This window comes from Bacillus sp. FSL R5-0560, from assembly GCF_037966305.1.
GTDB lineage: Bacteria > Bacillota > Bacilli > Bacillales > Bacillaceae > Bacillus > Bacillus mojavensis.
This window is the reverse complement of sequence record NZ_CP150195.1, coordinates 2265441-2279593: the sequence shown is the minus strand read 5'-3', so window position 1 is coordinate 2279593 and position 14153 is coordinate 2265441. Positions and strand designations below refer to the sequence as shown.

The following is a 14153-nucleotide window of genomic DNA, read 5'->3' as shown; positions in this document are numbered from 1 at the left end:
TATACTCGTTAATGGAATACGAATAGGAAAGGAAACCTGTCTATGACATCTCAATTGCAGCACTTAACATTGCCGGAAGATATACAAAATAAGCTTTTATCATATAAAAGCCAGCCGATTTCTCCAGAATTTCAATCGCTTATCGGGACATCAGGCTATGAGGCGGAGGATGAAGCCATTTTATTCGATGCCATTATCGCATTGGCGATGGGGAAAAATATCCTGTTAAAAGGGCCTACAGGCTCAGGTAAAACTAAGCTGGCGGAAACATTGTCCAGTTATTTTCATAAACCAATGCACAGTGTCAACTGCTCAGTTGATTTGGATGCTGAAGCACTGGTTGGCTATAAAACCATTGAAAATCAATCTGGCCAGGCAACGATCGAGTTTGTCTCGGGGCCTGTGACAACGGCCATGAATGAAGGCCACTTTCTTTATATAGACGAAATCAATATGGCAAAGCCGGAAACCCTGCCCATCTTAAATGGTGTATTGGACTATAGAAAAATGATGACAAATCCGTTTACAGGAGAAGTCGTTCGTGCAAAAGAAGGGTTTGGAGTCATTGCTGCCATCAATGAAGGCTACGTTGGAACCGTACCGCTAAATGAAGCGCTTAAAAACCGTTTTGTCATTATTGATGTGCCATATATTAAAGGCGAGCTGCTAAAACAAGTACTCATGTCTCAGTCTGCTCTTCATGATGAGAAATTGATTGACCGGTTTATCACGCTGTCTTCTGATCTGATCGTTCAGGCCAATAACGGGCAGGTGTCTGAAGAAGCGGCATCTATCAGAGCTTTAATTGATACGTGTGATTTAGCCGCTTATATTCCGCCGCTACGGGCCATCGAACGGGGAATTGTAGAAAAGCTTGACGATGACCGTGAAAAGGCGGCGGTCCGAAATATCGCAGAAACTCTGTTTGAATGAGGGATGTGCGATGAAATTTATCAAATTTAATGACAGCACAATTGACTCATTTTTATTTATGATGCTGACCGATTTGGCCAAAACGCTCACCAAAAGTGAGGCGGTGGAAGTGGAGTATGGCGTTCAGTCCTACTACAACCCATTTGAAAAAAAAATCTACATGAGCCACTTTTGGAAGGACAGAGCAGCTGAAGATATGGAAGCAGGTCTCAAAAGCGATGTCTACCTTCGATCGGTCGGAACAAAATACAGCTCGCTGCAAGAGTTTACGAACTTTTTGGATGATATCCATCGGCATCTTACATTCAAAAGCTTTGCCAAACAGCTGTTTATGCTGCTTGAGGACATCAGAATTGAAGAATGTATCAAACACGAGCGTCCCGGCACAAAACATGTATTTGCAAAACGAAAAGACATGTACAGAAAACATTTCTCCACACAGCTCACTTTAAATTTAGAACGAAGCATTTTTACGGATGCACTCTTTTGCGCCATGTATACCAAGCTGACGGCGGAATCGCCTCTGGAAACCATCCCGTCTATGCGTGATGATATTGATCTGATGCGACCGTTTATTGAACAGCAGCTCTTGCGTGTGTATGAAGCTGACTCTACACGCCACGTTCTGAAAATTGTCGAAGACATCATGGACGGACTTGAAGAGGTACTTGATAAAGACATGCTGAATACCTACTTCTTTTTGCCTGAGTTGGATTACGCTAAAGCCGCAGAGCAGCCGTTATTTGAAGAAGAGAAAAAAGCGCCGAAGCTGAGTGATGACGTAACGCTTCCGAAAAAATCAGACGGCGATGAAGATATTCACGATGAAGAAATGCCGACTTGGCACCGTGAAACAGAAGCGCCGTCTAAAAGCTTCCTTCAATTTGATATTGAACACGGCGCAAAATCCGATTTAGGAAAAGATGCTTCTCGTGAAGGGGACGATGGAGACCAAGCTCTCGGCTCTGTTCAAGGTTCAGCCAGACAGACAAAACGAAAAGACTATTCCAAACTGGAAGCGCTAGAGTCCAAAAAAGACCAGCCGAACGGCGCGGGTCTTGCCGACGGAAAGGAAAATAAATTCGCGTTTGCGATTTATAAAGAACCGGAGCCTGCAACAAAAGATGAAGAGCTTTCTTATAAACAGCAGGCAAAATCGATCGAATCGTATCAGAAGCGTTTAAAACAAATGATTCAAAAAACGCTTGAACACAAAAAAACGCTGCCAAGGACTGACCTCCACGCGGGCCGTCTGAACAACAAGCTTCTCCGTTATTTTACGGAGCGGAATCCGCGTCTTTTTTACAAAAAACAAGAGCCTTCTTCAGAAATTGACGCTGTTTTTACATTACTGGTCGACTGTTCAGCCAGTATGTTCGACAAAATGGATGAAACGAAGCGGGGTATCGTATTGTTTCATGAAGCCTTGAAATCAGTAGCAGTTCCGCATCAAATTGTCGGCTTCTGGGAGGATACAAACGATGCGACCGAAACGAGTCAGCCGAACTATTTTAATACGGTAATTCCATTTCAGTCGTCCTTAAGACAGGCAGCGGGACCGGCGATTATGCAGCTTGAACCTGAGGAAGACAACCGTGACGGCTATGCGATCAGGCAAATGACGAAAAAAATGCTGCAGCGGAGCGAGGCGCAAAAATTCTTAATTGTGTTCTCTGACGGAGAGCCGGCCGCATTTGGTTATGAGCAAAATGGGATTGTCGATACAAGTGAAGCGGTTATAGAAGCTCGAAAAAGGGGAATAGAAGTCATAAATGTTTTTCTCTCCAACTCAGAAATTGAAGAATCACAAATGAAAACGATACAGGATATGTACGGGAAGTTCAGTATATTTGTCCCGGATGTCGATCAGCTTCCGGATGTTCTGTATCCGCTTCTTAAAAAACTGCTCCATAAAAGCATAGGATAACCCTTTATCCTATGCTTTTTGGCGTTTCTTTTTGTAAATGATTAAATTTTTTGTTTTTTATAAAGGTTTTTTACTATTTTGTGAACAATCAAGGTAGAATCAAATTGCAAACAGTGGTAAAATATCGTTGGAAGCGTTTTTATTACATAATTTTGGACACAGCGTTCGAAAGTTATTTTAAGATAGTGAATGAATCACTTGATTATCTAGGTTGGGGGTAATATTCAAATGTTTCAAAATAATATGAAACAACGAATGAATTGGGAAGATTTTTACGGTCCGAACCTCGGCTATGCGCTGGAGCTTTACGATCAGTACACCCAGGATCCGAACAGCATTGATCCGGATCTGAAGGACATGTTCGATGAACTAGGAGCTCCTCCAAGCGATATAAAAGAGGCATCGGGAACAAAAGAAAAGGGACGTGTTACAGCCGATCTGATACAAAAGATCGCATCAGCAATCAGACTTGCAGAAGATATACGAACCTATGGCCATTTGAACGCTTCCGTCAATCCGCTCAGAAAGGATGGGAAAAAGAGCGAGCTCTTTCCACTATCCGATTACGGGCTAACAGAAGAGGAAATAAAAGAAATACCTGCGTCGGTCATTTGTAAAGACGCTCCTAAAAACATTACGAACGGTCTAGAAGCCATTCAGTATTTACGAAATACGTATAAAAGAACCATCTCATTTGAATTTGATCATGTACACGACTTTAAAGAGCGAGAGTGGCTGACTCAAAAGATTGAATCCGGTGAATTGTTCCAAAAGAACTCAGCCGAAAAGCTGTCAGCTGTGCTGGAGAGACTGACGGAAGTAGAGGGATTCGAGCAATTTTTACACCGAACCTTCGTCGGGCAGAAGCGTTTTTCAATTGAGGGTCTGGACGCTCTTGTTCCAGTGCTTGATGACATTATCGCACAATCTGTCAAATCAGGTACAACGAGCGTTAACATCGGTATGGCGCACAGGGGCCGCCTGAATGTGCTGGCACATGTGCTGGGCAAACCGTATGAAATCATATTCTCAGAGTTCCAGCATGCGCCGAACAAAGATTTAGTCCCGTCTGAAGGATCTATCGGCATCAGCTACGGATGGACGGGGGATGTCAAGTATCACCTGGGAGCGAACCGCGAGCTTCAAGACGCTGAAACGAAGTCGGCGCGTATTACGCTGGCGAATAACCCGAGCCACTTGGAATTTATCAACCCGATCGTTGAAGGCAGCACAAGAGCGGCGCAGGAAACAAGAACACAAAGCGGATACCCGGTTCAGGATGAAACAAAATCACTTGCGATTTTAATTCATGGAGACGCTGCATTCCCTGGGGAAGGAATTGTCGCTGAAACATTGAATTTAAGCTCTTTAAAAGGGTATCAAGTAGGCGGTGCGATTCATATTATCGCCAATAACATGATCGGATTCACAACAGAAAGCGCTGAATCAAGATCAACAAACTATGCCAGTGACCTGGCGAAGGGCTATGAAATACCGATTGTTCACGTAAATGCGGACGATCCTGAAGCCTGTCTTTCAGCTGTTAAGTTTGCGGTAGAATACCGAAAAACATTCAACAAGGACTTTCTGATTGACTTAATCGGGTACAGACGTTACGGACACAACGAAATGGATGAGCCGTCAACTACTCAGCCGATGCTGTATGATGCTGTAAGAAAGCATCCGACTGTCAAACATATTTTCGCGGAAAAGCTCATTAAAGATGGGGTGCTGACCGAGGAAGTTGTTCAAAACATTGAAAAGTCGGTAACGAAACGCATAGAAGACGCTTATCAAAAAGTGCCGGCTAAAAAGGAACCTGTCGCTTGTGAAATAGAACTTCCGGAACCTGTTTCAAACGGTTTTCCGGATGTAGACACATCTATTGATTTTGATGTGCTCCGCAAGCTGAATGGCGAATTGGTCAATTGGCCGGAGTCGTTTAATGTATTCGGTAAGCTAAAACGCATTTTAGAAAGACGGGCCAAGGCGTTTGATGATGACAGAAAAGTGGAATGGTCATTGGCTGAATCTCTCGCGTTTGCTTCCATTCTGAAAGACGGAACACCGATTCGATTAACAGGACAGGATTCTGAGCGCGGAACGTTTGCCCAAAGAAACCTTGTACTTCACGACAGTGAGACAGGCAAAGAATTTGTGCCGCTGCACCATTTGTCAGATTGTGATACATCATTTGCCGTTCATAACAGCCCGCTGTCTGAAGGATCGGTTCTCGGCTTTGAATACGGGTATAACGTGCATTCACCGGAAACACTTGTCCTGTGGGAAGCGCAGTATGGAGATTTCGCCAATGCTGCTCAAGTGTACTTTGACCAATTTATTTCTGCCGGACGCGCAAAATGGGGCCAAAAATCCGGATTAGTGATGCTGCTCCCGCACGGTTACGAGGGACAGGGTCCTGAGCATTCAAGCGGTAGAATCGAGCGGTTCCTGCAACTAGCTGCTGAGAACAACTGGACGGTTGCCAACCTGACAAGCGCCGCTCAATATTTTCATATATTAAGAAGACAGGCTAAAATGCTGCTGCGTGAGGAAATTCGTCCGCTTGTCATCATGACGCCGAAGAGCCTTCTGCGCAATCCGAATACCGTTTCTGAAGTGCAGGAGCTCAGCGAAAGCCGCTTCCAGCCTGTTTACGAACAGTCAGGACTTTCTCATGAATATGAAAAAGTGACGCGGCTCGTATTATCCAGCGGTAAAGTATCTATAGACATCAGCGATCATTTCAACAAGTTAGAAGACGGGAAAGAGTGGCTTCACATTGCGAGAATTGAACAGCTGTATCCATTCCCTGCAAAAGGAGTCAAAGAATTATTTGCAAAGCTTCCGAATCTTAAAGAAATCGTTTGGGTTCAGGAAGAGCCGCAGAACATGGGGGCATGGAGCTATATCAGCCCTTATTTGACAGAACTTGCACCAGAAGGAGTAAGCGTTCAATATATTGGACGAAGAAGACGATCCAGTCCTGCAGAGGGAGATCCGACAGTTCATAAAAAAGAACAGGAACGTATTGTATCTGATAGCTTGACTCGCAAAAACTAAGGGGGAAATGAAAAAATGGCGGAAATTAAGGTACCTGAATTAGCAGAATCAATCTCAGAAGGAACAATAGCCCAATGGTTAAAGCAGCCCGGTGATTATGTAGAACAGGGTGAATATCTGCTTGAACTTGAAACGGATAAAGTAAATGTTGAATTGACAGCAGAAGAATCGGGTGTTCTTCAAGAGGTATTGAAAGATTCGGGTGATACCGTCCAAGTTGGAGAAATTATCGGTACCATTACAGAAGGCGCGGGTGAAAGTTCTGCCCCTGCTCCTTCAGAGAAGGCTGAAAGCAAAGAAAGTGAAAAAGAAGAAAAGCAAGCTGAACCAGCGGCGCAAGAAGTGAGCCAGGAAGCGCAAACGGAAGCAAAATCAAGAACAATTGCATCTCCTTCTGCCCGAAAGCTGGCGAGAGAGAAAGGGATTGACCTGTCTCAGGTTCCAACTGGCGACCCGCTTGGAAGAGTGCGAAAACAGGATGTTGAGGCGTATGAAAAACCAGCGGCGAAACCAGCTCCTCAGCAGCAAAAACAACAGCCGCAGGCTCAAAAAACACAGCAAAGCTTTGACAAACCTGTTGAAGTGCAAAAAATGTCACGCCGCAGACAGACGATTGCTAAACGTCTAGTCGAAGTTCAGCAAACATCTGCGATGCTGACTACATTTAATGAAGTTGACATGACGGCTGTTATGAATCTCAGAAAACGTCGCAAAGACCAATTCTTTGAGCAAAATGAAGTGAAGCTGGGCTTTATGTCTTTCTTTACAAAAGCTGTTGTAGCGGCATTGAAAAAATATCCGCTCTTGAATGCAGAAATTCAAGGCGATGAGCTGATTGTTAAAAAATTCTATGATATCGGAATCGCTGTTGCAGCTGAAGAAGGACTTGTCGTTCCAGTTGTAAGGGATGCAGACCGTCTGACATTTGCAGGCATTGAAAAAGAAATCGGCGAGCTTGCGAAAAAAGCGAGAAACAATAAATTAACCCTTGGTGAGCTGCAAGGAGGCTCATTTACAATTACAAACGGAGGGACTTTCGGTTCACTCATGTCGACACCGATTTTAAACAGCCCTCAAGTTGGTATTCTGGGTATGCATAAGATTCAGCTGCGCCCTGTCGCAATTGATGAAGAACGTTTTGAAAACCGTCCAATGATGTATATTGCTTTATCTTATGATCACCGGATCGTAGATGGTAAAGAAGCAGTTGGATTCCTTGTCACTATTAAGAACTTACTAGAAGATCCTGAACAGCTTTTGTTAGAGGGATAAAACAAAAAAGGTACATCACGGCTAAACGTGATGTACCTTTTTATATAGAATAGAATGTTAAAGAGACAGTTCTGTGCTGTTTGAATCTTCTTTTTGATTCTTACCTTTTTTAGACCAATATGTAGCGAGCAGAGAGCCTGAAAGGTTGTGCCAAACACTGAAAATCGCGCTAGGAACAGCGGATAGCGGTGAAAAATGTGCCGTAGCAAGTGCTGCGCCAAGCCCTGAGTTTTGCATGCCGACTTCAATTGCAACCGCTTTTTGAGATGCATAATCCATTTTTAACAGCTTTGCACAAAGAAACCCCAGTAAATATCCAATGCCATTATGCAGGATAACTACTGAAAAAATAAGCCATCCTGATTGAAGCAGGTTTTCCCGATTGCCGCTTACAACAGCTGATACAATCGCAACGATACCGATGACTGAAACAAGCGGCAGGACATGAACGGCTTTTGCGACCTGTTTTTTGAAAAACATTTTGACGATTAGGCCTGCAATGATTGGAAACAATACAGCCTGCAAAATCGAAATAAATAATGAGCCAGGTGAGACAGGCAGCCATTCCTTGGCAAACAGCATAATCAATACCGGCGTCAAAACAGGTGCCAACAAGGTGGAAATTGTAGTGACAGCAACAGACAGGGCCGTGTTGCCTTTTGCTAAAAATGTCATGACATTAGAGGCAGTTCCACCCGGACAGCAGCCAACAAGAATGACGCCTACCGCGATCTCCGAGGGGAGATGCAAGCCATAGGCTAAGCCGAAAGCAACAAGCGGCATAATCGTATATTGGGCAATCACTCCGATAATGACGTACAAAGGTTTTCTGATCAGCTCTTTAAAATCATCGGTTTGCAGTGTTAGCCCCATTCCAAACATGATAATGCCGAGAAAAATCGTAATATAAGAATTGATCCAAGAAAATAATAATGGGAACGAAAATCCGAGTACGGCAAAAACAATAACCCAGATGCCGAAGGTTTGTCCCGCGAAATGACTAATCTTTCTGATGTTTTCCATAAAAACACTCCTCATACACTGATCAAGAACTTCAGCAGAAATCCTTACAGATTTTTTGGTATTCCCCTATTATAATTAATTTTCTGAATAATTCAATATTGATAGATTGACTGTATTCTGATATCCCTGTGTAGGTAGATGATAAATATATTATGTAAACTAATCAAAATATTCTTGACTATATAGGTAGATATTCTTACAATGAACCTTTAAACTGTTTTGAAAAATAGGAGTGATAGGGTGAAGGAAGCTAATCAATGGTCTTCGAAGCTGGGCTTTATTTTAGCAGCGGCTGGATCGGCTATCGGTCTCGGTGCGATATGGAAATTCCCATATGTCGCAGGCACCAGCGGAGGAGGCGCGTTTTTATTTATTTTCATTTTATTTACAATATTAATCGGACTGCCATTATTGCTCGGTGAATTCATCATAGGCAGAAAAACACAGCAAGATGCCGTCCAATCCTATAAATCTCTTGCTCCTGGGTCTAAATGGCATTGGATAGGCTATTTAGGCATGGCGACGTGCTTTATTCTGTTATCATTCTACAGCGTTGTCGGCGGATGGATTTTAAATTACATTTTTAAAGGCTTTACCGGCGGTTTATCGCATACATCAGGGTTTGATACGCTGTTTGCGAATACCATTTCAAATCCATATTTGGCTGTAGGAGGCCAGCTGCTGTTTATGCTGGTCACAATTTTGGTTGTCGCAAAGGGTGTAAGCAGCGGAATTGAAAAAGCAAGCCAAATTTTAATGCCGGCGCTATTTATATTATTTATTATTTTAATGGTGCGTTCAGTTACTCTTCATGGAGCGATGGAAGGCCTTACGTTTTTCCTGACACCTGATATCTCCGCTATTGACGCCAATACAATATTATATGCGATGGGCCAGTCCTTCTTCTTATTAAGTGTCGGTGTATCTGTAATGGTAACGTATAGTGCCTATCTAGAAAAACAAGAAAATCTGGTGCAGTCTGCTGTATCTGTTACGGTTTTGAATGTTCTTGTCGCCATTATGGCGGGAATCGCAATCTTTCCAGCTGTTTTTTCATTCGGCCTCAAACCGGATCAAGGACCTGTCCTGTTATTTAATGTGCTGCCGACTGTATTTAATCAAATGCCGTTTGGAATTGTCTTTTTATTAGCATTTTTAATTCTATTTTTATTTGCGGCACTGACATCTGCCTTTTCAATGCTTGAAATTTTGGTTGCTGTGCTTTCAAAAGGCGATGTGAGTAAAAGAAAACGATTTGCCTGGATCGGCGGGATGGCTATCTTTCTGGTCGGCGTACCGTCTGCGTTATCATACGGTATTTTAAGTGATATCACCATTTTTCACATGTCCATTTTTGACGCAGCTGATTTTCTGGTCAGCAATATTTTAATGCCGTTAGGAGCGTTATTGATTTCTATCTTTGTACCGTTAAAAATACCGAAAGAAGACTTGTTTAACGAGCTGAAAAGCGGCTCAAATCTCAAGCGAAAGTGGTTTGCGGTTTGGCTTCTGCTCATACGTTATCTTTCACCTGTTGCAATCATTATCGTATTTTTACATGTATTAGGTATTTTTTAAGAAATGAAGCCCCCTGGAAAAGGGGGCTTTTTTAATAGAGTTTCCATACGACTTCTTTTGCCTGTTCAAAACGTTTTTCGGCTTCACGCCAATCGACTACATTCCACCAATGATCAACATAGCTTCCGCGGTCATTTTTATATTGCAAATAGTAAGCATGTTCCCATACATCAAGCGGTAAAAGAGGGATTACATCCCACTGGCTGAAGAGCTGGTGCTTCTCTGCGGCTAAAATCTCCAGCCGCCCGGAACGAGGGGACCAGACAAGAATGGCCCACCCGACACCCTCCACTTTTTTTGCAGCTTGGGTAAAATGCTCCTTAAAGGCCGAATAGCTTCCAAATGAAAGATCGATCATTTGAAACAATGCTCCAGTAGGCCTTCTTTTTCCGTTTGGATGCATAGAAAACCAAAAAATGCTGTGCAAATAATGGCCCGCTCCATGAAATGCCAGCTCTCTTTCCCAATGAGTGATCAAGTCATAGTTCTTTGAAGCTCTGGCTTTCTTAAGCTCCAATTCTGCTTTATTCAGTCCGTCAACATAGCTTTGGTGATGCTTTGTATGATGAAGCACCATAATATCACGTGAAATATAAGGTTCTAAAGCGGAGTACTTGTACGGAAGCTTTGGGAGAATATGTTTTCCTATAGGAACGAAAGCACGTCTTTCACCTGTTTCTTCTGATTGTGTAATATTCCGATAGAGTGTGGCGGCCTGCTGATACCACTGTTCTTCTGTCGTCTGGTCATCCTCCAGCGCTTCAATCATCCTTTCGATTTGATCCTCAAATTGATCAAGCTGTCCTCGTTTTTGAATCTGATCTTTTAAGGCTTCACACCAATTGAACATCTCGGTTTGATAAGATTCACGTTTCATATGCTGTCTCCTTTTCAATAGAATTCAAATATTTGCCGACAGCCAGCAAAGGGAACACATAAGGATAACTGTGGTAACGAATATAAAACTGCTTTGGCAGCCCGATTCCCACTGGATAAGTCAAGCTTCTACCGTCATGAGAACTGCTGTCCATGAGGTAGTTCATTCCTTTCACAATTGCTGGATGACTGGGTTTTTCATATAGCAATAAAGCATCTAAAGCCCAGGCAGTTTGTATAATGGTTCCTTCTTTAAGCGGCACATAGGTTTTGACCTCCGCGCTTTTGCAGGATTCACCCCAGCTGCCGTCATCATTTTGTATGGTTTTGAGCCACCGGATTGCCTTTTGTATCGAAGGGTGTGTACGAACAACTCCGCAGGCGTGCATGCCGGTTAAGGCAGCCCATGTGCCGTAAATGTAGCAAACACCCCAACGTCCGTACCAAGATCCATTATGTTCCTGATTTTCATAAAGCCAGTTCACAGCACGCTGAATGTGGTGATGTTTTACTGAAAAGCCGGCTTTTTCACCTAAAAAGTGCAGCACACGCCCGGTAAGGTCAGCGGTTGAGGGATCAACAGCCGCATCCTCGGCGGATTCAAGCGGGAGGTGGCGGATAAGAGGGTGGTTCACATTTTTTTCAAAGGCGGAAAACCCTCCATCATTGTTCTGCATCGATAAAAGCCAAGCCACGCCTCGCTCCCAAGAAAAAGGAGAGAAGCTGCGGGGAATTGCTTTTAAGACGGCTGCAGTGTCGTCACAATCAGGGTTATTCGTGTTAATATTTGAAAATCCCCAGCCGCCTGGAGATACGTTTGGATTGTTGACAGACCAATCTGCTATCTTGGTATGCTGCCGCTTTTGTAAAAAAGAAACGGCTTTTGTAATTGTACCGTCTGTTTCGGCAACGCCGTTTTGCTGAAGCGCATAAGTGATTAATGCAGTATCCCAAACAGTGGAAGTGGAATTTTCTAAATAAGGAATGCCGCCACATTCAGTCACCAATGCTTTGATGCCATTAATGGCCCTTCGGATGACCGGTGAATGGCGTGACACACCAAGTGACAGAAGGCTGTATACCATAAATATTGTGGCGCTTGCATAACTGTACAGTGTGCCGTCTTCTTCAATTCGGTCAAGCATATATGTTTTAGCTGTGTGTAAGCCAAGCTCCTGAAGAGCAAAGGGTGCACGAAAAAGCCGCTTCCAATGAGTCAGAACAGAAGAGAGGTCTCTCTCCTCGAAAGCATCAGAACGGAGCCATGTCAAAGGGTTTTTTGTCATGTGCGGGTCGAGGTGGCGGAGAGATTGAATATTGCGGTTTTTTAGTGTGAATCGCTGATTGAGTGTGACAGCCATCGGCGCAAAGTGAATACGGGCATAGGTGCTGAACTGATAGAAATGAACCGGGAATGTTGGGGGGATTGCTAAAAGCGACAATGGTACATATAAAGCGGGCCAAGGGTAAAGGCTGTTTGCTGCAAGCATCCATTTTGTCATAAAATGAATATTCCTCAAGCCGCCATGTGATGTAATGAATTGTTCAGCTTTTTTCATGTGCGGATCAGTTCGATGGTAGCATCCTGAAGCCAGCATTCCGACATAACCTTGGACGGCAGCTGTTATATTGCCGCCTGTTTCGTCAGGGAAATTGTTAAACGTTCCATCTGGCTGCTGATTTTCGCGAATGCCGGCTGCGAGCGCCGAAATGAGTTCTTTTTCATTTTCACCTTCATCAAGTGAGGTGAGGAGCAGAATAAAAAAAGAATTCGTCATGATTGGCCCTTCAAAGCAAAATGTCCAAGAACCGTCACCATTTTGCCTATCTTTCAGCTCTGAAATCGTGTTTTGCTGATAGCGCCTCACCTTCTCCTGAAGTGTGCTCATCACGCTCAACTCCTTCAGAAAGATATATATTCATCAGCTTTTGTTGCCATTACTGAAAGAAAAAAACTGCTGGCAGGCAGCAGTTTTTTTAAAAGCTTTTAGTCTTCAAGATTAATCCATACACTTTTGACTTCTGTGTAGTTATCTAGAGCATATGAGCCCATTTCTCTTCCTAGTCCGGATTGTTTATAACCGCCGAACGGCGAAGCTGCGTCAAACACATTATAGCAGTTTACCCAGACAGTTCCGGCTTGAAGGCGATCTGCAATATAATGGGCTTGTTTTACATTCTCAGTCCATAGGCCGGCAGCAAGTCCGTATTCAGAATGGTTGGCTCGTTCAATGACTTCATCCACTGTTTCATACGGAATCGCCGTCAGGACTGGTCCAAAGATTTCTTCTTTGGCGATTGTCATATCGTCTTCAACATTCGCAAACACAGTCGGTGCGACAAAGTATCCTTCTTCATAAGGGCAGCTTCCGCCAGTGACAGCTTTTGCTCCTTCATCTTTCCCTTTTTGAATATAAGAAAGAACGCGTTCATGCTGCTCCTTGCTCACGAGCGGGCCGATTTGGGTATCTTTATGAAGTCCGGCTCCTTGGCGGAGTGATTCAGCATAAGACACCATCTCATTGACAACTTCATCATACTGGTCTTTATGAATAAAGACGCGTGAGCCCGCACAGCAGACTTGGCCTTGGTTAAACATGACACCGTTTAAAGCGCCTGGAATGGCTTTTTTCAAGTTGGCATCCGGTAGCAGGATATTAGGTGATTTTCCGCCCAGTTCCAGGGTGACACGCTTAATGCTTTTTGCCGCCGTGGCCATGATTTTCTTTCCGATTTCTGTTGATCCGGTAAAGGCAATTTTGTCAACCGCTTCATGGTTGGTAAGTGCTTCTCCAGCATCTTCACCGAATCCCGGAATGATATTGATCACACCGTCAGGGAAACCGGCTTTATCAATTAACTCAGCCAAATAAAGAGCTGAAAGCGGGGTTTGCTCAGCAGGCTTAAGCACAATTGTACAGCCGGTTGCAAGAGCCGCACCCATTTTCCACATCGCCATAAGGAGCGGGAAATTCCATGGGATGATTTGGCCGACGACGCCGACAGGCTCATGGCGTGTATAATTAAAATAGGAGCCGGAAACAGGGATTGTCTGCCCTGTTATTTTTGTGCACCAGCCGGCGTAATAGCGCATATGCTCAATAGCCAGCGGGATATCTCCATTTGTTGTTTCGTTTATTGGCTTTCCGTTATCAAGGGTTTCAAGCTGAGCAAGCTCAGTTTTATGCTCTTCCATTAAATCTGCCAGCTTATACATCAGTCTGCTTCTTGATGCTGGAGACATTGTTCTCCACTCGCCTTGATCAAAGGCTTTGCGGGCAGCTTTAACGGCTTTGTCCACATCTTCTGCCCGGGCTTCATACAGCGACATTAAGGTTTCGCCTGTCGCCGGGTTAGGCGTGTCAAAGGTTGCCCCTGAGGCACTCGGAACAAACTTCCCATCAATATAAAGCTTTTTCGTTCCCTGTAAAAATGTCTCCAGCCTTTTACTCACTTGCATCGTTAAAGAACTCATTCGTAA

9 protein-coding genes are annotated in these 14153 nt (G+C 43.8%); 5 read left to right on the top strand and 4 right to left on the bottom strand.

Features of this window, described 5'->3' with window-relative positions; translation table 11 throughout:
* Positions 1-42 precede the first annotated feature (42 nt).
* From NST56_RS11900 to odhB, 4 genes are all read left to right on the top strand, one after another.
* Positions 43-933 carry a MoxR family ATPase gene (locus NST56_RS11900; protein WP_010334584.1) on the top strand — a complete coding sequence of 297 codons (891 nt, stop codon included), beginning with the start codon at positions 43-45 and terminating at the stop codon, positions 931-933.
* Positions 934-943: 10 nt separating this feature from the next.
* Positions 944-2860: a nitric oxide reductase activation protein NorD gene (locus tag NST56_RS11895; RefSeq protein ID WP_339176852.1), complete on the top strand. Its 1917-nt coding sequence runs from the start codon at positions 944-946 to the stop codon at positions 2858-2860.
* Positions 2861-3088: 228 nt separating this feature from the next.
* Complete coding sequence (gene sucA, locus NST56_RS11890) at positions 3089-5923, top strand: 2-oxoglutarate dehydrogenase E1 component (RefSeq protein ID WP_168748050.1); 2835 nt, start codon at positions 3089-3091, stop codon at positions 5921-5923.
* A gap of 15 nt (positions 5924-5938) precedes the next feature.
* Positions 5939-7195, top strand: coding sequence for a 2-oxoglutarate dehydrogenase complex dihydrolipoyllysine-residue succinyltransferase (odhB, locus tag NST56_RS11885; protein WP_010334582.1), 1257 nt, complete (start codon positions 5939-5941; stop codon positions 7193-7195).
* 57 nt (positions 7196-7252) lie between these two features.
* Here the strand turns inward: odhB and NST56_RS11880 are convergent, their stop codons facing one another.
* Positions 7253-8218 carry a bile acid:sodium symporter family protein gene (locus tag NST56_RS11880; RefSeq protein WP_339176849.1) on the bottom strand — a complete coding sequence of 322 codons (966 nt, stop codon included), beginning with the start codon at positions 8216-8218 and terminating at the stop codon, positions 7253-7255.
* Positions 8219-8458: 240 nt separating this feature from the next.
* Here NST56_RS11880 and NST56_RS11875 point away from each other — a divergent pair, with 240 nt between their 5' ends.
* The gene (locus tag NST56_RS11875) at positions 8459-9796 is read left to right on the top strand and encodes a sodium-dependent transporter (protein ID WP_010334580.1); all 1338 of its coding nucleotides are present in this window, start codon (positions 8459-8461) and stop codon (positions 9794-9796) included.
* 31 nt (positions 9797-9827) lie between these two features.
* On the opposite strand, the gene NST56_RS11870 is transcribed toward NST56_RS11875, so the two are convergent.
* The 3 genes from NST56_RS11870 to dhaS form a co-directional block, all read right to left on the bottom strand.
* The gene (locus NST56_RS11870; RefSeq protein ID WP_229147235.1) at positions 9828-10673 is read right to left on the bottom strand and encodes a superoxide dismutase; all 846 of its coding nucleotides are present in this window, start codon (positions 10671-10673) and stop codon (positions 9828-9830) included.
* Positions 10663-12561: a prenyltransferase/squalene oxidase repeat-containing protein gene (locus tag NST56_RS11865; protein ID WP_339176847.1), complete on the bottom strand. Its 1899-nt coding sequence runs from the start codon at positions 12559-12561 to the stop codon at positions 10663-10665. Before NST56_RS11865 ends, NST56_RS11870 begins: the two co-directional genes overlap by 11 nt.
* Positions 12562-12659: 98 nt before the next feature.
* The gene (gene dhaS / locus NST56_RS11860) at positions 12660-14147 is read right to left on the bottom strand and encodes an aldehyde dehydrogenase DhaS (RefSeq protein ID WP_010334578.1); all 1488 of its coding nucleotides are present in this window, start codon (positions 14145-14147) and stop codon (positions 12660-12662) included.
* Between the last annotated feature and the right edge of the window lie 6 nt (positions 14148-14153).

Excerpts from the sequence above, each read along its gene's own strand:
- NST56_RS11900 (WP_010334584.1), top strand. The coding sequence starts at position 43 with ATGACATCTCAATTGCAGCACTTAACATTGCCGGAAGATATACAAAAT.
- NST56_RS11895 (WP_339176852.1), top strand. The coding sequence starts at position 944 with ATGAAATTTATCAAATTTAATGACAGCACAATTGACTCATTTTTATTT.
- sucA (WP_168748050.1), top strand. The coding sequence starts at position 3,089 with ATGTTTCAAAATAATATGAAACAACGAATGAATTGGGAAGATTTTTAC.
- odhB (WP_010334582.1), top strand. The coding sequence starts at position 5,939 with ATGGCGGAAATTAAGGTACCTGAATTAGCAGAATCAATCTCAGAAGGA.
- NST56_RS11880 (WP_339176849.1), bottom strand. The coding sequence starts at position 8,218 with ATGGAAAACATCAGAAAGATTAGTCATTTCGCGGGACAAACCTTCGGC.
- NST56_RS11870 (WP_229147235.1), bottom strand. The coding sequence starts at position 10,673 with ATGAAACGTGAATCTTATCAAACCGAGATGTTCAATTGGTGTGAAGCC.
- NST56_RS11865 (WP_339176847.1), bottom strand. The coding sequence starts at position 12,561 with ATGAGCACACTTCAGGAGAAGGTGAGGCGCTATCAGCAAAACACGATT.
- dhaS (WP_010334578.1), bottom strand. The coding sequence starts at position 14,147 with ATGAGTTCTTTAACGATGCAAGTGAGTAAAAGGCTGGAGACATTTTTA.